Here is a 21330-nt window from a genome sequence, read left to right on the forward strand (position 1 = left end):
AGTTACATGGACTGAGTTACATGGACATATATGGACGCTCCCCTGATGTCAACGTACTAATTGCCCCTTCGTGCTGATTTTCTGCACGAATTACGTTTTTACTATTCTATTACCGCTAGTCTGTTGTCTTGAAGGCAGTCTAAAATGGCTTAGTTCTGACATATATTCAGGCTCTTTATTAGCGTTGGTTTAATCAACGCTGGCCTCTGATGAACTCCGAACCTTATCGCCTAAAAACACCCAGTCGGATTGTTATCCGTGTCTAAGTCTGGCTTTGATGAGGTAGGTAGACCGTTTTCTTCATCATTTTATGACTAAGCGGGGTAGGTAAAGTAAGTGTTATCCCGTGTCTTGCCTTCCACAACACCCACACAGGCTTGGTGCCTTTGTCCTACACGGAATTGAGCTCGACAGGGATAACGTAAAGTGATTCATGTTATGCGCTCACTTGTGAGGACGTAACGCGATAGTGCTCCTGACGTGTGAGCAATATCCAGATTAAACGTGCTAAACGATGGGCGACGGCGACTGCCACTTTATTAAACGGCTTGGTAACGCGAAGTTTAGTGGCCCACAGTGATAACGGATCAGTTCTTTGCGCGGCACGACTCACGACAGACCGCGCACCATGTACCAGTTGTTTACGTAAATAACGGTCTCCGCGTTTGGTAATGCCGCCCATCTTACTGATATTGCCTGAGGCGTGTTGTTTAGGCGTCAGCCCTAACCACACGGCAAATTCTTTGGGATTATTAAACGCCTGGCCTTTATCAATGGCGGCTAAAAACGCTGAGGCATTAATGAAACCAATCCCTGGGATGCTGAGCAATATTTTGCCACTTTCACTGTTATTAACAAAGTGATGCAATTGCTGCTCAATGGCCTTGATGCGAGAGCGTGTGTCTTCATATTCTGCCTTTAACGCGCGCATCATGGTTCTCAACTGGTTACTGCGTTGTTCGCTATCAATTACTTGGGCTAATCCTGCACACAAGGCCACGTGGCCACAAGGAAATATTACCCCAAATTCACTTAACAACCCGCGTATCTGGTTACTCAGGGCCGTTTTGTTTCTAATTAAGCGCTCTCGAATTCGATGCAAGCAATTAATTTCTTGCTGTTGCTCAGATTTTACGGGGACAAAGCGGATATGTGAGCGCTGGCTGGCTTCTGCTATGGCAAAAGCATCGTTATGGTCATTCTTGTTGCCTCGCACAAAAGGCGTGACATGTTGGGCTGGTATAAGCTTGGTATCATGACCTAATTTAGCAATTTCACGCCCCCAGTAATGCGATGAATAACAGGCTTCCATCACCACCAACGTAGGTGGTTGTTGGCGCATAAAATCAAGTAGCTCAGTCCGTTTTAATTTCTTATTAAATTGCGGTTTAATATGTTCATTTACTCCGCACACTTGAAATACAGTCTTTGCCAAATCGATGGTAATTGTTTTAAGCTTCATATTGGACGTTCCCTATGTAAATAGTCTTGTTTAAGAACTACTATTTTGGCGCATTGACGCCGTATTGGGGAGCGTCCATCTCATCACCCATGATAAAAAGGGAGTTACATGGACAACCAGAGTTACATGGACAACCATGATAAATGCACTATGAAACTGAGGCATTATGTTGCGTAAACTGTTCTATATTATTGTGATCCTAACGGGAATTGGGCTGCTATTACCCAGCTCTCAGATTATTCCAGTTCTTGGAGCAGACAGCACAGACTGGAATCACGATACTTTCTGGCACTCCCCTTGGGGAAGCTCTGGGATGCATAAAGGCATCGACATATTCGCTATCCAGCGCACTCCCGTTATAGCCTCAACTTATGGTGTAGTCGTGAAGGTTGCTCAAAGTGATAAGGGCGGTAGATATGTGCTGGTTTTAGGTCCTAAATGGAAGCTGCATTACTACGCCCACTTAGATGATACCCAAGCGAAGCCAGGAGATTGGTTAGGTAGCGGCCAGCAATTGGGCTTGGTTGGAACCACAGGCAATGCCGCAGAGCGACCACCCCACTTGCACTATGCCATATATAGTCTTTTGCCATATTTTTGGTTGGCGGATGATACGCCGCAAGGCTGGAAGAAAATGTTTATTTTAAACCCACAGGAATATTTGTCAGGGTTTTAACAACATAATCCCCAACTTATATCCTAAATAGCTTATCGCTAGTTAACATACTGTAATCCGATGAAGTCGCAAAGTCAGATAGCACAATATAAATGGATGTGGTTGACAGGCAATAATCACCTATTTAACGTATTTTGCTACCAAAAACCTACCTTTACCGTATAAAGGAGGCTTAGTCCGATTTTATTCGTATACTGTTACTTTAATGTCTAATAAGAGGTTTCTATGACCCCACGCTTTTTATCTGCCGCAACATTATTCCTCGCGATAGGTGCAGTTAATCTTGCCAGTGCTGAACCAGCCTATCAAGATCAACAAAAACTCCATGATATAGCCGCAGATATTTCTGCCGCCAATATCGAAAAAAACATTGTCAAACTTGTCAGCTTTGGCACCCGTCATACCTTGTCCGAGACCGAATCTGATAGTCGTGGGATAGGCGCGGCAAGACGCTGGATCAAAGCCGAGTTTGAGGCGATATCACAACAATGTGGTGGCTGCTTAGAAGTTTATTTTCAATCTCGGACCATCAGCGGTAAAAAACGTATTCCAGATGCCGTAGAAGTCGTCAGCGTAATCGCCATTCAACGGGGCCAGACTGATCCTCAACGTTATGTGCTGATGTCTGGCGATATAGATTCACGGGTATCGGATGTGATGGATTTCACCTCTGACTCACCCGGTGCCAATGACAACGCATCTGGCGTAGCGGGGACATTGGAAGCAGCACGAGTACTGTCTAAATATAAGTTTAATGGCAGCATTGTTTATGCCGCGCTCGCGGGTGAAGAGCAAGGACTATTCGGTGGCAAAATCTTAGCTGAAACCGCTCAACAGCAAGGCTGGCGTATCAAGGCGGTATTAAATAATGACATGATTGGTAATATTCAGGGCATTAATGGTGTGATCAATAACACCAGCGCGCGTATTTTTGCCGAAGGGACCCGTCAAACAGAAAGTCCTGAAGAAGCAAGCACACGCCGTTTTACCGGTGGTGAAGTCGACTCTCCTAGTCGAAATCTAGCCCGTTATATTGATTGGATGGCCGACCGTTATATTCCCAATCTGGATACCATGGTGATTTATCGCTTAGACCGTTTTGGCCGTGGTGGACATCATCGCCCTTTCAATGACCTTGGTTACCCTGGGGTTAGGATCATGGAAACCAACGAAAACTACAATCACCAACATCAGGATTTACGTAGCGAGAATGGCATTACTTATGGTGATACTATTCAAGGCGTCAATTTTGACTATGCCGCTAAGCTCACCGGATTAAATGCTGTTTCCTTAGCAGGAATGGCGTGGGCTCCGAATCCACCCGCTCAGGTTAAGATTAAAGGCGCGGTGCAACCAAGCACAACCTTAAGTTGGCAAACCGCAGATGCACAGCAAAACCCGCAGCTAGCAGGTTATAAGATTTATTGGCGTTATACCGACGCTCCCCAGTGGCAATTTAGCCGATATGTGGGCAAGGTCAATGAGTTCACACTGGAAAACGTGGTCATCGATAATTACTTTTTCGGCGTCGCCAGTGTCAGTAAAGACGGCTTTGAGAGCCCTGTCGTCTTTCCAGGTCCAGCCGGTGCATTTGGTGAATAACCAAGCGCTTACCGATCATTAATCTTCGCTGGGGCAATCAGTTGCCTCAGCAGCTAGATTGCACACGAAAGACGCTTCGAATCTTTGCTGCCACGCTTCGAATTCCGCCTGAGTAGGCTCGTACTTCCAAATTTTCTGAATGTGATAGAAGCTCTCTCGGCCCTGCAACACTAAATGCAGCATACGCGCCACCACTTTACCTGACATCTCACATTGGGTTTGCCAATATCGTGAAGCCACGGCTAGGGATTTTGGATGGGGCAAATCTGTCGATGCAAAACCTTGGCAACTTTCCAAACCGGGTTTATCTAATTCGGCTCTACGTGCTTCCAAATCAACGCTTTGCTGATAGTAAACACTTACCGCAAAGGTATTTGCCCAACGTTCTCCTGGCGCTTGCCACATACTGTAGCGAAAACCATTTTCATCTTTTTGAAAGAGTTGCCAAGGTTTAATTTCTTCGATAGCGGGTATCACCAAGTGTTCGCCCTGATAGCGAGAACCTTGATTGGCGCAGCCGGAAAGTAGCAGCACAGAAGCGATTATTGACAGACTATATTTCACAAAAAATCCATTTTCACCTAAGAAGGATAGCCAAACAGGAGTATGCACCAAATCAATAGTCGAAAGTGTCGATTGACTTGACGACTCGATCCCAAAGTTGGCTACATAACTCCTCAAAGCCAACATCCAGCAGACTAGTATAGACCGATATTTGTCCAACTTGTTCGCTGTTATTGAGTAATTTCAATTGTTGCAACAATACGGCAGTGCGCCGAGCGATAGCTTCACTAGTATTAATCAGCTGAGCTTGATTACCCACCAAAGCTGCAATTTGGTGACTTAAGAAACCGTAATGGGTACAGCCAAGAACGATTTGATCGGCACCCTTTTCTAACATAGGTGAAATAAACGTATTTAACAAAGAAAGTGTATCTGGCGCATCGAATTGCGCCTTTTCAATCTGCTCAACCAAACCATTGCAAGCTTGGTTAATAATAGTTTGATCTGCGGCCCAACGCTTAACAAGGCGTTGGTATTGGTTACTTTGCAGGGTATTACGCGTCGCCATAACCCCTATCACACCACTTTGACTGGCTTCTAATGCTGGCTTGATGCCGGGCTCTACGCCGACAAATTCCATGTCATAGTTAGCCCGTAAATGGGCAATACTGCTAAGCGTGGCTGTATTGCAGGCCACCACAATCAACTTCACCTGTTTGGCCAGAAGGAAATCGACAATTCGTTTGCAGCGTGCCGTGACAAAAGCTTCAGTTTTGGCACCATATGGCGCATGAGCGGTGTCGGCCACATAAATAATATTTTCATTAGGCAGAATATCTGCAATAGCATTGGCCACGGAAATCCCGCCTACGCCAGAGTCAAACACCCCAATGGCTGCGGTATTTGCCGATATATTAGTTGAGCTAGACAAAGTGATAGGCTTTCCAATTGGCTCCCCTTTGCTTAACACAACAGTGCATAAAGAGGAGCATGATTGCTATTTATAAATCATCGAGGAAGTCTTCGAACCCTTCCTCTTCGACCTCAGGATCCACTTGCAATTCACTAGGTGGTACCTTGCCATCGGTTACTTTGAATTCAAGGTTTTGAAAATAAGCATTCTTCACAAAAGCATAAGGATCTAGGGACTGTTCCAAGTTTCCTTCTTGCTCAATGAGCTGAGCACGGGCCTCTAGGGCTTTGATACCGGTGCGAACCGCTGCAACGTAAAAAGATAAATCTTGCAACGGGAAGTATGATGAATCGACAAAATCACCCACACTGGAGCGAATATCCGACGGACCCATGGCTGGGATCATCAAAAATGCCCCTGTGCCAATACCATACTTGCCTAGCACTTCGCCAAACTCTTCTTCTTGACGTTCTAAACCAATCTCTTTGGCTACATCAATCAGCCCCAAAATTCCCACGGTAGAATTCAGTACAAAGCGGCCTAGGCTGGTTAGGCTACCACCGACTTTACCTTGCAAGAGATTATTTAGCGTATTCGACGGCTCTTCTAGATTTAACGCGGCATTGTATAAACCGGTACGCGCCACGTGGGGCATGTAGTCAACATATACCACTGTGGTTGGGCGCAATATGTATGCATCCAACACATCATAGTTAAAATCCCACATCACGCGGTTGAATCCTTCGATTGGATCCCGCGGATCTGCATATCCTTGATTCTCAACCTGTTCGTCGGAGGCTTGTCGCGAAGCACAGCCTCCGAGAGCCAACAATGTGGCTATAACAAGCAAAATCTTATTCGTCATTACAATAGTTCCTTATCAATGGTAATTTTTTGGGTAAACTGCTTTCCTGGTTGCAGCGTTACCACTACCTCTCCTTGCAGATCCCCTGATGCAGGTGCCACATTTTCATCAATTGATATCCTGGCGACTAAGCGTGCTTGGGTTAATTGTGACAATTTAAACGTTGGCATCATGGCATTCGCATCAGATAACCTAACTTGCACCGGTAAATTGGCTAGACGGCTTTTCACCACGGCAGCTGGCATACGTAAGTCACTGTTTGCATCTTGTGCGAAAACAATCAAAAATGCGTTTTCGGGTAATTTGTCTTTCAATTCTTGGCTAATATCGATCGCAACCATAACCGAGGTTTCAGCTACATCCTCAGCGTCCCCGCTCAAAGCGGCAATCCTTTTTTGTATTTCCAACTGCATAGGATCGTCACCGGACAATTTTTGTTGCAGTTTCCGCCAACTATCAATTGCCTGTTGCGTTTCGCCTAACTGAGTAGAAGTCACCGCCAACATTCCCAATGCATTATAATCATTCGGGTCTAGCTCGATGGAGCGCCTAATCAGGCCTTCGGCTTGGCGAAGATAAGATTCCTCGCCGGTTAATACAAGTGTTTGACTGTAGCTAGATAAGACACCGCCATGATTTGGCGCCAGAGCGTACGCCTTTTCAAACGCCTGCAAGGCGCTGTCCAATCGATTTAATGACGCGTGGATCCGGCCCAGTAGCAGCCAACCAATATGATCATCTGGGGTGTTAAGCAACTTGGTTCGCATGGCTAGGGCGAAATCTTCTAAATCTTTAACGGTTACACTAGGGTCCGCATCCACCACAATACGTTTAGCTAATTCGGATGAGTGTTGTGTCACTTGCTGCCAACTGGCAATATCCTGAACTTCATTACTTTTGTAGTAAATCCACCCACACACTGATAACGCAACGACTAGCCCTAGCAGCATAATGCCAGAGGCTGAATGTTGGGTATTTTGTAAAGGCTGGTTTTCATCCACCAAGGCAAGCTTCAACTCTTTGACCGCGCTGTCTTTGTCTTCTGCTGCAATCAGCCCCTCGCCAACCTCGCGCTCAAGCTCTAGCATACGCTGACGAATAATTTGTGTGTTAGTTAACACATCCTGCTGATGGCGATTACCGCGGCGTATCCACGGAAAGACTAGAATCAACACACCAACACAGCTCAGTAGTGCGACTCCAAACCAATAATTACTCACTTATCTTTCTCCAATAGGGAATCAGCTTGGTCTAATTTATCTTGATCAAATTCTGTAGGTTGCTTGCTGCGCTTATTAAACACAAATATCATTCCGGTCACGATGAACAATACTGGCAGCAGCCATAACCAAATAGTCAGAGGCGTAACAGGCGGCTGATACGAGACGAAATCACCGTAACGGGATTTCATAAAGTCGACCACTTCTTCGTGGCTTTTACCTTGTTGCAAAAGCTCGTATACCTTGCGGCGTAAGTCGTGAGCAATCATCGCATCTGAATCCGCAATATTTTGATTCTGACATTGAGGACAGCGTAATTCTTGGGTTAAGTCTAAAAATAATTGTTGTTTGACCGGGTCGGTAAACTCATAGGCTTGCTCTGCAGCACCTATACTAGCTATGCCAAACAACATACAACTCATTAAGGCAATTAAGGTCTTCATTGGGCGCTTAACTCATTGTATAAGGGACCAATTTTGTTCTGCCATACCCGTGGATTGATATCACCAATATGATGCATCCTGACCACACCTTGCTTATCAATCACATAGGTTTCAGGTGCTCCAGTGACGCCTAAATCCAACGAATAATCCCGTTTAACATCGAATATATTAAAGGCGTATGGGTTACCTAATTTTGCTAGCTTGGCCCGTACTTCCTGTTGAATTGTAGGAATACTTTTCAAGCCAAAATCTGGATCAGTGTCTTGGTCGTAGTATAAGCCGACAATCCTCACCCCTTGGTCTTTCAACTGGGTTAAATAGGGCAGCTCTACTGCACAGGTGACACACCACACGCCCCAGACGTTCATCAAAGTCACCTGCCCTTTGAATATCTCTGGAGTATGGGTTTTATCCGGTTGCATCAAATCTGGCAGCGCAAAAGGTGGCAGGGGTTGATTAACTAGATTCGAATCCAGTTGACGTGGGTCACTGTACAAGCCTTTGTACAAAAATACCGAGGTCAGTACAAACAAAACTAATGGGATCAAAAAGATAGTCAGTTTTCTCATGCTTTTCCTTCCACCCTAGCAGCACTGCGCAAAGCTGCAACATCAGATACCGCGCGCTGTTGTTGGCTTGCTTTAGATTTTTTGGCCATTCTGTAGCGCTTATCCGAAATCGATAATAAGCCACCGAAGCCCATCAAAAATGCCCCTGCCCAAATCCAATTAACGAAGGGTTTAATATAGATCCTGACGGCCCAAGCACCGTCATTAAGCTGTTCGCCCAGTGCCACAAATAGATCACGGGTGATCCCAGAGTCTATTCCCGCTTCGGTCATACCGGTGCGCTGCACAGGATAGAAGCGCTTTTCAGGTTCAAGATGGGTAATCTTGTCCGTCAATGAACTATCCGTATACACATCGAAAATACCAACATGACCAGTATAATTGGGGCCTTGAAGATCACGCACAGCACTAAACTGAAATGTGTATCCGCCAAGCTCAACGACATCACCAGCATGCATGCGTAAGTCTCGCTCCTGCTCGTAATTACTAACTAAGGTAATTCCCATCAAGGTCACGGCGAAGCCCACATGACCCAGCACCATCCCCCAATGACTGGGGGTTAGACTGCGCAATCTGCCCAGTCGACTGCTGGAGTCAGACACCCGATTTTGTGTACGTTGTAATATTTCTTGTATGGTTGAGATAAATATCCAGACACTAAGCACTAAACCTAAGGTTGCCATGTAAGACATTTGGTCGTAACTGAACTGAATCAAAAGCGCGGCACTGATACTCAGCCCAAAGGCTAGCAATAATTGCTTTTGTAATGCTTGTGGCGCTTGCTTTTTCCAGCGGGAAAGTGGTCCCATGGCTAACAACAGCACAAAAGGCACAATCAAATAGACAAACATCTGGTTAAAAAATGGCGCACCTATTGAGATGGAACCCATGCCCAGTTCTTTATGCACAAGGGGCAATAAGGTGCCCAACAACACCACAATAGTGGCGGCGGTTAACAGCAAATTATTGCCCATTAACATCACTTCTCGTGAGAACCATTCAAATCGGCCTACGCTTTTCAACTGAGGAGCACGCAGCGCATATAGCGTAAGCGAACCACCAACTACCACAGCCAATAAGCCGAGAATAAATAAACCTCGGGTAGGATCACTGGCAAATGAATGCACCGATACCAACACCCCTGAGCGAACTAAAAAGGTACCAAGCAGACTTAATGAGAAAGCCGATATAGCCAGCAAAACCGTCCAAGACTTGAATATTTTGCGTTTTTCGGTCACCGCTAGACTATGGATCAAGGCAGTGCCAATTAGCCAAGGCATAAACGATGCGTTTTCAACCGGATCCCAGAACCACCAGCCGCCCCAGCCAAGTTCGTAATAAGCCCACCATGACCCCAAAGCAATACCTACTGTTAGGAAGCACCAAGCAGCGATAGTCCAAGGCCGCGACCAGCGGGCCCAAGTGGAATCTAACTGACCAGAGATAAGTGCAGCAATGGCAAAGGCAAAAGCCACTGAAAAGCCCACATAGCCCATATACAGCATAGGTGGATGAATGATCATGCCAAAATCTTGCAGTAACGGATTGAGGTCTCTTCCATCAACGGGATAAAACGGCAACAAACTCTCAAATGGATTAGATGCAATCAGAATAAATAAGTAGAAGCCCACGGCCACCAAGCCCAATATAGACAGCACTCTGGCGACCATCTCTTGAGGGATGCCATTACTCAAAAGAGCAACCGCCACTGTCCAAACCGAAAATATAAGAACCCACAATAAAAATGAGCCTTCATGTCCGCCCCACACTGCGGTAATTTTGTAATACCAAGGCAGTAAACTGTTAGAGTGATGGGCAACATAGGCAATGCTGAAATCATCGTGATAAAAAGCATTGGTCAAGGCAATATAGGCAAATGCCGTGAACACAAACATACCTATGGCTAAGGGTTTAGCCAGCGCCATGATCTGCTGATGATTACGTTGTGCGCCCCACATGGGATAGACTGCGAGTAATAATGACATAAACAATGCCATGACTAACGAAAAATGACCTAATTCAGCAAACATCTGATTTATATTCCTATTGGCCAGTGCCTAAGTTTTCGGGTTTGACATGTTTAATGCCTTTGAGTTTTTCGGCTAGCTCAGGCGGCATGTATTCTTCATCGTGTTTGGCCAGCACCTCATCAGCGACAATTTTATTTGATTCGGTTAATTTACCTGTAGCAACGATACCCTGCCCTTCACGAAATAGATCTGGCAAGATACCCGAATAACTTACCGTTACCAATGGACCTGTATCAACCAAGTCAAAGCTTACCGCCAAGCTTTGTTGATCACGTTTGACACTGCCTGGCACGACCATCCCACCAATACGTAAACGTTGGCCTACCTGAGGTTTGACACCTTGTTTACCATCAACGATTTCTGACGGGGTATAGAAGTGATCGATATTGTCACTCAGTGCATTTAGCATCATCCACACGGCGGCAGCGATCAGGATAACTATGGCGCTCACGCCCATTAATCGTTTTTGACGTCTTGGATTCACAACTCTTTCCTCTGTTGGGCTGTTACGCTTTGCTCAACCTGTGCGGCGACATCGGTTGGCTGTTGTTTACTTTGTTGAATACGTTTCTTACGGGCTAGCTGCGCGGTGACGGCTTTAACCAATTGCTTTTTAGCCCAATAACTTTCTGCCACCAGTAGCAAAATAGACGCTAAGGTGACACCGAAGGACAACCACACAAAAAAACCGTAGCCGCCCATGTGCCAAAAGGCTTGCCAACTTTCAAACTGTATATTCATGAGCGTCCCTCTTTGATCAAGGTTTTGACTGCCCAAGGACGATGGATTTCACGGCGTAATAACTCGTTTTGTAGTCGTTTAATTGAGATGGCACCTATGAGTAATGCCATGCCAAGTAGATTAATTAACAGCGGCCACAACATATCATTGGCAATGGATGGTTTATCGAACTTACTGATACTGGCCCCTTGATGCAGGGTATTCCACCACTCCACAGAATAATGAATAATGGGCAGATTAATCACTCCAACTAATGCCATCACCCCCGCAGCTTTACCCCCTTGAATTTTGTCATCGAAGGAGTTGTAAAGGGATATCACCCCGAGATAAAGGAACAACAGGACCAATTCGGAGGTCAAACGTGCATCCCACACCCACCATGTGCCCCACATGGGTTTGCCCCAAGCAGCACCAGTAAATAGCGCAATAAAGGTGATCACGGCACCTACAGGCGCTATAGCGATCATCGCCATATACGCGGTGCGGATTTGCCAGACCAACCCAATCAAGGCGGCAACGGCCATGGCCGCATAAGCACTCATAGATAAGATTGCAGTAGGAACGTGAATATAAATAATTCGAAAGGAATCCCCCTGCTGGTAGTCTGGCGGAGCAAACAACAAGCCCCACAACGTACCGATAATTAGGGTCAGGGTTGAGCTGATGGCAAACCAGGGTAATAGGGTTTTACACAACTGATAAGCTGATTCTGATTTAGCGTAAGGATGTAACCACTTCCACATTAACTTTGACTCACTCGTAATGCATATGCGATAGCACTGGGTGCCAACGCAAAGGCTAATAATAACATCGCCCCGATGAAACCTAAATGGGCAGAATAAGGTAACTGAAATGAAGCGGCGTCAACTGCCGCGGTAGCAAAAATTAGTAAGGGCACAAACACCGGCAATAACAACAATGCCAAGAGTACTCCGCCTTTTTGTATTCCAACAGTTAACCCTACGGCAACTGCGCCCACCAAACTTAACAAAGGAGTGCCAATTAACAGTGTACTCAACAAGGCCCAATACATTTCGACTGTTAAATTTAGGAAAAGTGCAAGTAAAGGTGAGAGCGATATCAACGGAAAAATACTGGTTAGCCAGTGCACAGCCACTTTGGCTAAAGCCACTAGCGGCATGGACACGCCACTGAGCATTAATTGCTCTAAACTGCCATCTTGGAAATCATCTCGAAATAAGCGCTCCATACCTAACAGTGATGACAATATAGCCGCCACCCAAATTACCCCTGGACCTATCTTTTGCAAAATGTCTGGCCCTGGTCCCACGCCCAGAGGGAATAGACTTATCACCAGTACAAAAAACATCATAGGCTGCATCAACTCTGCTCGCTGGCGAAAGGCCAAAGCAAGGTCTCGTTTGAATACTGCCAGCAATGCAGTACTCATAATCTGTACTCCAGCATCAATTCAGATGTTTGATAAGGAATATCCAACTGTTGGTGCGAGGTAATAATAACCCCACCGCCTTGACTCAAATGCTGCACCATTTTGCTTTTTAACAACTCAATACCTTGTACATCTAATGCGGTAAAAGGTTCATCTAGGATCCAAATTTTCGCATCCGTTTTAAGCCATAGCCGAGCTAATGCCACCCTGCGTTGTTGACCAGCAGAAAGCTGACGCACGGGTAGATCTTCCAAACCAACCAAGCCTAGCGCCGCCATTAACGCAAATAATTGGTTGTCATCAACTACCACATTATTCAACTGACACCAAAATTGCAGGTTTTCTATCCCATTTAAACTCAAATTCAGACCTAGTTTATGCCCGAAGTACACGAGTCCTTGATGATAGGCGTCGGCAACTTCAATAATTGATTGGCCATTAAATAATACAGCGCCGCTAGCAGGATCAGACAACCCAACCAGTATTCGTAGCAGACTCGTTTTACCCGAGCCATTTTGGCCGCGGATATAGAGCAATTCAGCTGGATGAACTGAGAAAGTAATGTTCTCAAACAGCGTCCGGTCTTGTTTCACACAAGACAAGTTCTGTCCGCTTAGTAATGCCAAGGTTGTGTATTCTCCGCAGTGGCAGCAGCAACGATTACCGAGCCTAAAAAACGGCGCAAATCATACCATAGCAACCGACCAATTCCAGTTATTAGATTCTATTCTCGCAACAGGTTATGCTAACGACACACTCAACATCCTGGTTAGATGCCGATAAACTGGTTATGTCTGATATTTCATTAAGTACGCAGCAACTCAGCCAAGCGTTAGCCCAGTTGAGCCAAGCGCAAAATTCATCGCCTATTGCCCGCCAAGCTGCGCAGGTGATCGTGCAGCATCTTGCCGGAAATCAAATTGCCATTACCCTGCCTAGACAGACACAGCCGGATAGCGCAAAATTAACTAAACAACTCATTTTGGAAAAGCCTGCCAGTTTGCCAGCAGGGCTGCGCTCAGACGCTTATCAGGCGCTGATCCAGCAAGGTCAAGGGGGGCAACCCGGCTTTGCAGTCCTAAATTTATATCCTAAAGACCAAGCTGCAGTTGGCCAACAACAACTTATATTGGCCAAATTGAGCCAAGGACAAATATCACAGTTATTAGATGCTATACAAGCTAGAATCGGGCCAGCAACGGGTGCAAAGACCTTAATCGTATCGGCTCAAATTACCGCACTCACCCATAACTCTATATCAGTAAGCACTCAGATAAACGGTCGACAGGAAAACCTTAGTGTACAACTTCCCCGGGGTTCAGTTGATCTGCAACTCGGCCAACAGGTACAAATACAGTTACAACCCAAAGGTAATAACTGGCAAGTATCGCTATTGTCTGCTGGCTTGGCGCAGCGAACCAAAACCTCAATCAAGCAAATTGTACCCACGTCTGACTCAAATACATTGACACAGAAGTCACTAGCAAGCTCTATACAGGGTCAAGTGAATGAGTCGTTAGGCAGTGGCAAATTAGCTGAATCTAAACAGCTAGCTACAGCTTCGCAATCCCCTGCCAACCTAACCGAGAAAACCTCAATTCAGCTGGATAAAGGCTCTATTACCAAACTATTGCAAGCTGAATCAGTTCGTTCTCAAGCCAGCGCTTCATCCAACACCTTATCTATCCCTAAACAAGCATTGCTAGATGTACTGGCCCGTCATCCGCAAATGTTACCCACTTCGTTATCTGAAAAATTAGCCAGCCTTGCCCCGTCCGTTCGCACCGTCACCCTGGCATTGAATCAAGTCCATGGGGGGGAACTACGCAGCCAGTTGGACCAACCTATGGCGAGTATCAAACTGACCTCAGAACAATTCAAACAGGCCCAGCAACTTTTGAGTAATCCAGCCCCTGTCACTGTTGCGCCGAAAGATGCACAATCGTCCCCTGCTCTTTCATCTGAACAAAAAATGCAAACTGCTGATAATCAAAGCGTGGTTCGAGGGGGTAAACAAGCCGATCCACAAGCAGTATTGACAGGCAATACTGCCGAGACGGCCTCAGTAGCAGAGCGTATTAGTCAACTTGCTCAACTACCTAACCTGCAAAAGCAGCAGTTGCAAACTCAAATACATGACATCTTGCGTCGTCTGTTACCCCAAGCAAGCAGCCCTAGTGAGACCCTGATTCAAATTGAAAAAGCCTTGCAAGACACCGCTGTGGTAAAAGATCCTGAAACAAAACAATTGATGCAAAATTTATTACAGCAAATTCAACAAAGTCTGCCACAAGGTAAAGACACCGATAGTGCCCACATCAAGCAATTGCTGACGCAACCGCCGTTGAATTTGTCGGCAGTACAACTTATTCAGCCCCCTGCCCAACAAGGCTTAATGGGAGGCTTGATCGCCCTATTGCAAATCAGTCTGGCAGCACGTTTGACCCGCACCCAACCCCAGACTAACGAAAAAGTGGCTCAAGTCATCTCTAGCATTCTAGGTACTAGTTCTGCCTCTGGCGCGGCACAGGGCCAACGCAGTGTGAGCGATCTAAACCAAATGGAGCAACGCCATCAGATGCTCAAACAACTTGGTCAGATATTTGCGCAACACCAATCCAACAAGCTGGCCAATGCTGAACAAGCAATTCAAGGGCAAGAGAGCTTTTACTATGTGCTGCCAAGTGGCACAGGTGAGTCTCGTCGAGATATTGAGTTATTGATAAAGCGTCAAACCGAACCGCCAAACAAGCAGCAAAAAGAGGCTAGCCAAACTGCGACTTGGCATCTGACCATGAAACTCGATGTAGGTGATATAGGCCAGATGTTAACCAAAGCGAAATTACGAGAACATGTACTGGAATTAGATTTTTATACTTCAAATGACAGCGTCAAAACCTTAGTGTTTGATTATTTGCCGTTATTTAAAAAACGCTTAGAGAGTTTAGGAATTGAAGTCGCGAAAACCCAGTGTCAGTTGGGCAAAATACCCACTCACTTGCAATCGCGCCCCTATCAAATTTTCGAAACACAGGCTTAAAGCTATGAATAAGAGCAAAACCAAGAGCGCCGTTGGTATCAAATATCAAGATGGCAGCAAAGAATCCCCTAAAGTCATTGCCAAAGGCTTTGGCGAATTAGCAGAAGAGATCATTGCAGTTGCCAAACAAAATGGCGTGCTTGTCCATGAAGATCCCTACTTGAGTGATTTTTTGGCTAAACTCGATTTAGGACAAGAAATCCCCGAGCAGCTCTATCATGTAATTGCAGAGCTGATTGCGTTTTCATATGTGCTACAAGGTAAATTTCCAGAGAGTTGGGCCAAAACTCACAACAAGCTAGCGACCAAAGCCTAGCAATAAACAGCGTTTTTTTGCCTCACATTATGCCGATCTGTTTCGATTGGGCATTGATTGGCCATGTTAACAACTGTGGTTGAGTATTATTTTGTACACCTAATCATCTTTATAAAGATTTCTTGCCTATTCTATAGGGTGTATGGTGTTTTAAGGCGAATAATGGGGAATCAAATTAATGGCAATACGCAGCTATCACAAAGGCATATTTGGCAGTCTGGCATTGTGCAGTCATTCAGCCTTTGCTCTGGGTGAGCAAGTGTTGCAGCAGGATGCAGCCACTATCGATAAGCTACTTATCGTTATAGGCACCACGTTTTCATTCCTGCTACTTGCCTTGATATATTTGAAATTCAGTCACAGCCGCGCCCGTAAAGCCTACGTCAAAAATACCGCTATATTAGACCGAAAAAAACAGCTACTAGACAATTTTCATGTAGGCATGGTGCATGTCAATACTGCCGGAGCAATTCAGTACTGCAATAAATTAGCTGCGTACTACTTAGGTGACCGAGCAGAAAACTTGCTCGGCAAGACTTTACATAAGCTGCTTGATGGCCAAGATCATGAGGCATTAACTCAGTCCATTAACGCAAAAGTTCAATGTAAATTGGCATTATCCGCCCCGATAAAAAAGCGTCAATTAGTACTCGAATTTGCCCCTCAAAAAAATCACAGCGAACAGGTTAGTTCTATCATATCGTTGTATGACATCAGTGAACAGCAAGCCATCGTAGACAAAAAAACCGAAAGTTTAGCCCTTAATAATCAGTTGCTGGACGACACAGCTATTGGCCAATTAACACTGAATTTAGCCGATAAGCAGTTTTACGCCAATGCAGTATTATGCAGCCAGCTAGGTATAGCTGCCGATGCTGGGCAGGGAGAATTAAAATACTTTGAACAATTTGTACATCAGTCATCTCAATTCGCTTGGAATCAAGCTTACGGCCAACTTGAGCGAGGCGAATCGGCAAAATTTGAATGTCGTTTCGATGGACAAGAGCAAGCATTTTACGGCAAGTTAATCGGGGTTGTGGTCAAAAAAGATGACAACAATAAAGGCCTAGTCGCACAACTCACAATTAGCAATCACACCCCTGTGATTGAGCTTAAGAATCAACTCGCGGCGAGTAAGCAACAAGCTAAAGGTTTGCTCAGTAGCAGTTCCGCAGCCATGTACACCCTAGACAATCAAGGTTTGATAACCAACTGTAATACCCCTTTTGAAATATTGTTTAATACTTCAATCGAAACGATTCGCCATCAAAATGCCAGACAGTTGGCATGCTTTAGTGATGAGTTAAAAGAGATGCAACCTGACTCTGGCCCGAATAAAGGCATAGCAAGCTATTCAATTCAATCTGGTATGGCCCGAGAAATACAAATAACCTCGCCTTTGGGAGAGCTGAAAGTCCTCAAAGTCAAAATTCAGCCGTTTCGTGACAACGAGGGTAATAATGCTGGGGCGGTCTGTAGTTTAGAAGATATCTCTGAATTGAAAAGTCTCAGTGCACAACTTGAACAAGAGCGCCAGCACTTTACCGATATCATTAATAAAGCGCCGTTAGGGATTGCCATGATTGATGATGATGATAGAGTTGTGCAGGCCAACGAAGCCCTGACGAAGCGATTAGGGCTAACTGCCCATGAACTTAGCAAAGGGTCTTTTTATCAGCTATTTAATGATGCTAAAAGTGCAGGGAAAGCAGCTAAAAAGCTACATAAAAATGGCCAGCTAACGGGCTTTCACGCCAACTTGAAAGGCAAATCTGAACAATTACACCCTAGCGAACTGAACATTGAGCTTTTCGATAAAGCCAAACAACACTTCTTATGTTGGATATCAGATATCAGCGATGAGCAGTACCAACAAGACAAATTCGAAAGCCTACTTCTACATAGCAGTATGCCAATGGCGGTGCTCAGCGGCGAGGGCTTTAATAAATTAAACCCCGCTGCTTGCGATTTTTTCCGGGTTGAGGACGAAGAAGAATTATTCGGATACTTCCCTTATTCAAAATCGCTCAATAGTGATGATGCCGATCTCGATCAGTTAAAACAAAAAATCAGTCAGATTAATCAAGACTCAAAAGCCCTTTCACTGATGTGGCAGCATGCTAGAGGAGAAGTGAAGCTACCTTGCCATGCTACCTTTGTGCCTATGTTCAAAGGCCAGCGCCTAGACTCAATATTGTGTATCTGGACAGATTTACGCGCAATTAAACAAGCCGACGCAGAGCGAATCGAGGCGGTTAATTTACAACAGGCCGCCGAGCGGCTGATTGTTGAGAAGCAACAACTTTTGGAAAGCAGCCAAGATTTACTCGCCAGCAAGGTGAAAAGCTTATCGGCCACCGAGTCAAAACTCAAGGCAGTGAAAGAAGATCTCAGCGACAAGGAATCAGAAATAACTTCACTACAAGAAGCTCACGAAAGTATTGCTGAACATTTAAATAAACTGCAAGCGGATTACCAGCAAAGCCGCGAATCATTGGCTTCAAGTGAAGAAAATAATCAACAACTGGCCGCTCAATTAGAGCAGTCGTCCCGCCGAGTAAGTGGTTTAGAGCGTCAGCGCAATCAGATTGCCAATGAATTGCAATACAGTGAAAAGAAATACAAAACCGCCCAGCAAGAGTTGGCAGACAGTGAAGCGACCGCCGAACGGCTTGAACAAGAAAGGCAGTCGCAGCAGCAGGCCATGCAAAACTTTGAAGGTGAAATTCAGCAACTTAAACAATCTATCCAAAGCAAAGATCAACAGATTAGTGATGTCAGCGGGCAAATCAACGCCTTGCATAGCAAGCTTTCTAGCTCCAGTCAGACCAGCGAAAAATTACGCCAGCAGCTAATTAACCAGCGCAAGGCCAGTGAACAGGCAGAGTTACAACGACGAGATCTGGAGCAATCATGCTTTGTCGCCCAATCTGAGCTATCGAACAAAGCCCGTCATATCGATCACCTGCAGCACGAGATGGATAAATTTGAAGAAATGTCCAAGCAGCAAAAAGGCGATATGGAGAAACAGCAGGCGTTGTTAGAGCAAGAATTGGCTAACAAACAAACCCAATTACACAAGACCCAGAGCGCGCTGGATGAAACCAAACGCCAGTCAGAGCAAGATCAAGCGGAAAAACTCATCCAGCAACAGCGATTAGAGCAGTTGCAGCAAGAGCTCAATGAAGTCGAACGACACAGCGAAGAACAGCAACAGAAAGTGGTTGAAGCAGATAAGCAATGGCGCAAGCAACAACAAGAATTACAACAAGAGTTGCAGCTTAAGCAACAACGCCTACTCGAAACAGAACAGGTACTGAAAAAACAAGAGCTGCAAGTTGAACTGGAAAAAGACGAACGGGCTAAACAAAAACAGCTGCTCACTCGCCTGCAACAAGAGTTGGCGGAAATGGAACAACGCAGTGATGAACAGCAGCGTCAAAAACTTGAAGAGGCCAATCTGAACTGGCAACAGCAACAGCACAAGTTTGAAGCTGAACTAGAGGCTAAACAACAGAAACTGCAACAAGCCGAGCAAAACCTCAATCAAGCTAAGCAGCAAACGGAAGCGCAAAAAGCCGAGCAGCGCCAAGTAATGGAGCGTTTACAGGCTGAATTAATTGAAGTGGGAAAACGCAGCGAAGCCCACCAAAAGCGGATCATGGAAGAAGCGGATCAGCGCTGGAAGGACAAGCAAGAAGCACTCAACAAAGAATTACAGGCCAAGCAGCAACGCTTAATAGAAACCGAAGAAGCCCTCAAACAGACTGCCGAGCAAAGCGAAATCGATAAACAAGCAAAGGCTCAGCAGCAACACTTGTTTGAGCGTCTGCAAGTTGAATTAGCTGAGATGGAGCAGCGTAGCGCTGAGCAACAACAATCTATGCAAGAAAGCGATCAGCATTGGCAACAACGTCAACAAGAGTTGAAACAAGAAGTGGCCGCCAAACAGCAGCAACTGCAGGCGACCCGCCAGCAGCTAGATGAAAATCAGCGCCAGACCGATGCCGAAAAGCGCGAACGCTTAGAGCAACAGCAAAAATTAGAACAACTCAAGGTCGAGCTGACTGACGTGGAAAGTCGCGCCATCAAACAAAAAGAGATGCTCCAAGGTAGTGATGAACAATGGCGTCAGCATCACGCAGAAATTGAACAGCAAAAACAACAACTTCAACGTGCATTGCAAGAAGCCGAACAACAAAATGCGCAGATGAAACAGAGCCTCAACCAAAGTTTAGCAGAATTGCAAAAAGCCGAGTCTCAAGTGTCAGACACCCAATCAGGAGAGCAGAAACTGCAAACCGAACTTGAACAAGCGCGCAACGAAGCGCAACAGTTGCAGCAACGCTTGAAACAACAAGAACAACAGGAATTAAAGCTGCAGCAGCAATTAGCCGACCAACAACAAGCCTTGCAATCCAGTGAACAGAATATTCACAGCATGCAAAATGAGCAACAGCAACTAAATCAACAGTTACAAGCTATCCAGGTAGAATACGACAACACCAAGGCGAATTTGAATGCACAAGACAGTAATCAGTCTGAGCTGAATAGCAAACTGCAACAGCTGGAGCAGGAACTGACCAACAGCAAACAACAAATTGCCAGTAAAGAGACTGCCTTGCAAACGGCCCAAAAACAGCTTCAATCTAGCCAACAAAAGCTACAACACAAAGAAAAAGCTTTGGTCGATGCTCATAAAGAAGAGTTAAAACAAGTACAAGAACAACAACCGGAAATCAGTCAACAAGTCATCCCTGATTTTGCTAAGTTAGCTATGCCAAAAGAGCCACAAATATGGTTCGATTTGCTGCCCTATTTACAAAAAAATCCACCTAAAGTCTCCCTTGCATTGGCCTTGAGTGAAATGATGTCTGAGCTAGAACAAAGCATGCAGAACATGGACAAGGCAGTAAATGACGATGACAACAAAGCCATTTTAATGCAGGCTCGAAAACTAGCGTTCATCGCCCGTAAAGTAAATTCAGCCCCACTGGACGATGTTGCCACCCGACTTGAAACTGATTTCCAGCAAGGCGAAGTTGATAGCATCGCCATATTCTGGCCCAGTGTAAAAGAGTCTTTGATGACCACCCTAAGAGTGATTTACGCCCAATTGCACGCATAGTGCATTACTCACCCTACGTAGGAGTGTGTAGTAACACTGCTAAGTAGGGTGAGCCGCAAATCACAAGGTATTGTTGTGCTGTATTTTATCGACGCAATTACTTGCCGCCTTGCAAACAGGGGGTAAATTTAACCTTCACTCTTCCTAACTGCTTGTTTTTATGCCAAATTACAGCCTGCAAGATAACCATAATAAATTTATCAAGGAGTAGATTATTCAAGCAGAGTATGGCTGGAACCCCAAACCAATAATCCATTTTGCAATAGCCCTATCTTTTTGTTTGACCACAGCGTTGATTTCTATTGTTTTATATTTCAATGCCAGTGATATGTTGGCCAACTCCAGCATCATAAAAGGACGGGTGGTAGACAATAAGGTTAGCTCTAACGGGCAATTCACCCCAATCATAG

The 21330-nt window shown here is 45.3% G+C and carries 18 protein-coding genes; 5 read left to right on the plus strand and 13 right to left on the minus strand.

What is annotated here, in order from left to right; translation table 11 throughout:
• Positions 1–436: 436 nt before the first annotated feature.
• Positions 437–1462 carry an IS110 family RNA-guided transposase gene (locus QR722_RS14705; protein ID WP_286283064.1) on the minus strand — a complete coding sequence of 342 codons (1026 nt, stop codon included), beginning with the start codon at positions 1460–1462 and terminating at the stop codon, positions 437–439.
• A 166-nt stretch (positions 1463–1628) separates the two neighbouring features.
• Here QR722_RS14705 and QR722_RS14710 point away from each other — a divergent pair, with 166 nt between their 5' ends.
• The gene (locus QR722_RS14710; protein ID WP_286283670.1) at positions 1629–2138 is read left to right on the plus strand and encodes a M23 family metallopeptidase; all 510 of its coding nucleotides are present in this window, start codon (positions 1629–1631) and stop codon (positions 2136–2138) included.
• 225 nt (positions 2139–2363) lie between these two features.
• Positions 2364–3740 carry a M28 family peptidase gene (locus QR722_RS14715; protein WP_286283671.1) on the plus strand — a complete coding sequence of 459 codons (1377 nt, stop codon included), beginning with the start codon at positions 2364–2366 and terminating at the stop codon, positions 3738–3740.
• Positions 3741–3758: 18 nt separating this feature from the next.
• On the opposite strand, the gene QR722_RS14720 is transcribed toward QR722_RS14715, so the two are convergent.
• From QR722_RS14720 to ccmA, 12 genes are all read right to left on the minus strand, one after another.
• Entirely contained in the window at positions 3759–4304 is a 546-nt protein-coding gene (locus tag QR722_RS14720) for a hypothetical protein (RefSeq protein WP_286283672.1), read from the minus strand.
• Positions 4305–4356: 52 nt separating this feature from the next.
• The gene (murI, locus tag QR722_RS14725; RefSeq protein ID WP_286283673.1) at positions 4357–5175 is read right to left on the minus strand and encodes a glutamate racemase; all 819 of its coding nucleotides are present in this window, start codon (positions 5173–5175) and stop codon (positions 4357–4359) included.
• Positions 5176–5245: 70 nt separating this feature from the next.
• Complete coding sequence (locus tag QR722_RS14730; protein WP_286283675.1) at positions 5246–6022, minus strand: MlaA family lipoprotein; 777 nt, start codon at positions 6020–6022, stop codon at positions 5246–5248.
• Positions 6022–7242, minus strand: a complete 1221-nt coding sequence (gene ccmI, locus QR722_RS14735) for a c-type cytochrome biogenesis protein CcmI (protein WP_286283676.1) — start codon at positions 7240–7242, stop codon at positions 6022–6024. Before ccmI ends, QR722_RS14730 begins: the two co-directional genes overlap by 1 nt.
• The gene (locus QR722_RS14740) at positions 7239–7685 is read right to left on the minus strand and encodes a cytochrome c-type biogenesis protein (RefSeq protein ID WP_286283677.1); all 447 of its coding nucleotides are present in this window, start codon (positions 7683–7685) and stop codon (positions 7239–7241) included. Before QR722_RS14740 ends, ccmI begins: the two co-directional genes overlap by 4 nt.
• Positions 7682–8254 (minus strand): DsbE family thiol:disulfide interchange protein, encoded by a 573-nt coding sequence (locus QR722_RS14745; RefSeq protein ID WP_286283678.1) that lies wholly within the window; start codon positions 8252–8254, stop codon positions 7682–7684. The genes QR722_RS14740 and QR722_RS14745 overlap by 4 nt, the downstream gene beginning before the upstream one ends.
• The gene (locus QR722_RS14750) at positions 8251–10284 is read right to left on the minus strand and encodes a heme lyase CcmF/NrfE family subunit (RefSeq protein WP_286283679.1); all 2034 of its coding nucleotides are present in this window, start codon (positions 10282–10284) and stop codon (positions 8251–8253) included. Before QR722_RS14750 ends, QR722_RS14745 begins: the two co-directional genes overlap by 4 nt.
• 13 nt (positions 10285–10297) lie before the next feature.
• Positions 10298–10768 carry a cytochrome c maturation protein CcmE gene (gene ccmE, locus QR722_RS14755; protein ID WP_286283681.1) on the minus strand — a complete coding sequence of 157 codons (471 nt, stop codon included), beginning with the start codon at positions 10766–10768 and terminating at the stop codon, positions 10298–10300.
• On the minus strand, positions 10765–11025 hold the full coding sequence (gene ccmD, locus QR722_RS14760) for a heme exporter protein CcmD (RefSeq protein ID WP_286283682.1): 261 nt from the start codon (positions 11023–11025) through the stop codon (positions 10765–10767). Before ccmD ends, ccmE begins: the two co-directional genes overlap by 4 nt.
• Positions 11022–11768 (minus strand): heme ABC transporter permease, encoded by a 747-nt coding sequence (locus QR722_RS14765; protein ID WP_286283683.1) that lies wholly within the window; start codon positions 11766–11768, stop codon positions 11022–11024. Before QR722_RS14765 ends, ccmD begins: the two co-directional genes overlap by 4 nt.
• Positions 11768–12436, minus strand: coding sequence for a heme exporter protein CcmB (gene ccmB, locus QR722_RS14770; protein ID WP_286283684.1), 669 nt, complete (start codon positions 12434–12436; stop codon positions 11768–11770). Before ccmB ends, QR722_RS14765 begins: the two co-directional genes overlap by 1 nt.
• A complete protein-coding gene (ccmA, locus tag QR722_RS14775; RefSeq protein WP_286283685.1) occupies positions 12433–13062 on the minus strand; it encodes a cytochrome c biogenesis heme-transporting ATPase CcmA in 630 nt (209 codons plus the stop codon). Before ccmA ends, ccmB begins: the two co-directional genes overlap by 4 nt.
• A gap of 116 nt (positions 13063–13178) precedes the next feature.
• On the opposite strand from ccmA, the gene QR722_RS14780 reads away from it, so the two are divergent.
• The 3 genes from QR722_RS14780 (at position 13179) to QR722_RS14790 (ending at position 20920) form a co-directional block, all read left to right on the plus strand.
• Positions 13179–15476, plus strand: coding sequence for a hypothetical protein (locus tag QR722_RS14780; protein WP_286283686.1), 2298 nt, complete (start codon positions 13179–13181; stop codon positions 15474–15476).
• Positions 15477–15480: 4 nt separating this feature from the next.
• A complete protein-coding gene (locus QR722_RS14785; RefSeq protein ID WP_286283687.1) occupies positions 15481–15792 on the plus strand; it encodes an EscU/YscU/HrcU family type III secretion system export apparatus switch protein in 312 nt (103 codons plus the stop codon).
• Between the two features lie 178 nt (positions 15793–15970).
• Positions 15971–20920: a PAS domain S-box protein gene (locus tag QR722_RS14790; protein WP_286283688.1), complete on the plus strand. Its 4950-nt coding sequence runs from the start codon at positions 15971–15973 to the stop codon at positions 20918–20920.
• Positions 20921–21330 lie beyond the last annotated feature (410 nt).

The organism is Aliiglaciecola sp. LCG003, assembly GCF_030316135.1.
Classification (GTDB): domain Bacteria; phylum Pseudomonadota; class Gammaproteobacteria; order Enterobacterales; family Alteromonadaceae; genus Aliiglaciecola.

Excerpts from the sequence above, each read along its gene's own strand:
- QR722_RS14705 (WP_286283064.1), bottom strand. The coding sequence starts at position 1,462 with ATGAAGCTTAAAACAATTACCATCGATTTGGCAAAGACTGTATTTCAA.
- QR722_RS14710 (WP_286283670.1), top strand. The coding sequence starts at position 1,629 with ATGTTGCGTAAACTGTTCTATATTATTGTGATCCTAACGGGAATTGGG.
- QR722_RS14715 (WP_286283671.1), top strand. The coding sequence starts at position 2,364 with ATGACCCCACGCTTTTTATCTGCCGCAACATTATTCCTCGCGATAGGT.
- QR722_RS14730 (WP_286283675.1), bottom strand. The coding sequence starts at position 6,022 with ATGACGAATAAGATTTTGCTTGTTATAGCCACATTGTTGGCTCTCGGA.
- QR722_RS14740 (WP_286283677.1), bottom strand. The coding sequence starts at position 7,685 with ATGAAGACCTTAATTGCCTTAATGAGTTGTATGTTGTTTGGCATAGCT.
- QR722_RS14745 (WP_286283678.1), bottom strand. The coding sequence starts at position 8,254 with ATGAGAAAACTGACTATCTTTTTGATCCCATTAGTTTTGTTTGTACTG.
- QR722_RS14750 (WP_286283679.1), bottom strand. The coding sequence starts at position 10,284 with ATGTTTGCTGAATTAGGTCATTTTTCGTTAGTCATGGCATTGTTTATG.
- ccmD (WP_286283682.1), bottom strand. The coding sequence starts at position 11,025 with ATGAATATACAGTTTGAAAGTTGGCAAGCCTTTTGGCACATGGGCGGC.
- QR722_RS14765 (WP_286283683.1), bottom strand. The coding sequence starts at position 11,768 with ATGTGGAAGTGGTTACATCCTTACGCTAAATCAGAATCAGCTTATCAG.
- ccmB (WP_286283684.1), bottom strand. The coding sequence starts at position 12,436 with ATGAGTACTGCATTGCTGGCAGTATTCAAACGAGACCTTGCTTTGGCC.
- QR722_RS14780 (WP_286283686.1), top strand. The coding sequence starts at position 13,179 with ATGCTAACGACACACTCAACATCCTGGTTAGATGCCGATAAACTGGTT.
- QR722_RS14785 (WP_286283687.1), top strand. The coding sequence starts at position 15,481 with ATGAATAAGAGCAAAACCAAGAGCGCCGTTGGTATCAAATATCAAGAT.
- QR722_RS14790 (WP_286283688.1), top strand. The coding sequence starts at position 15,971 with ATGGCAATACGCAGCTATCACAAAGGCATATTTGGCAGTCTGGCATTG.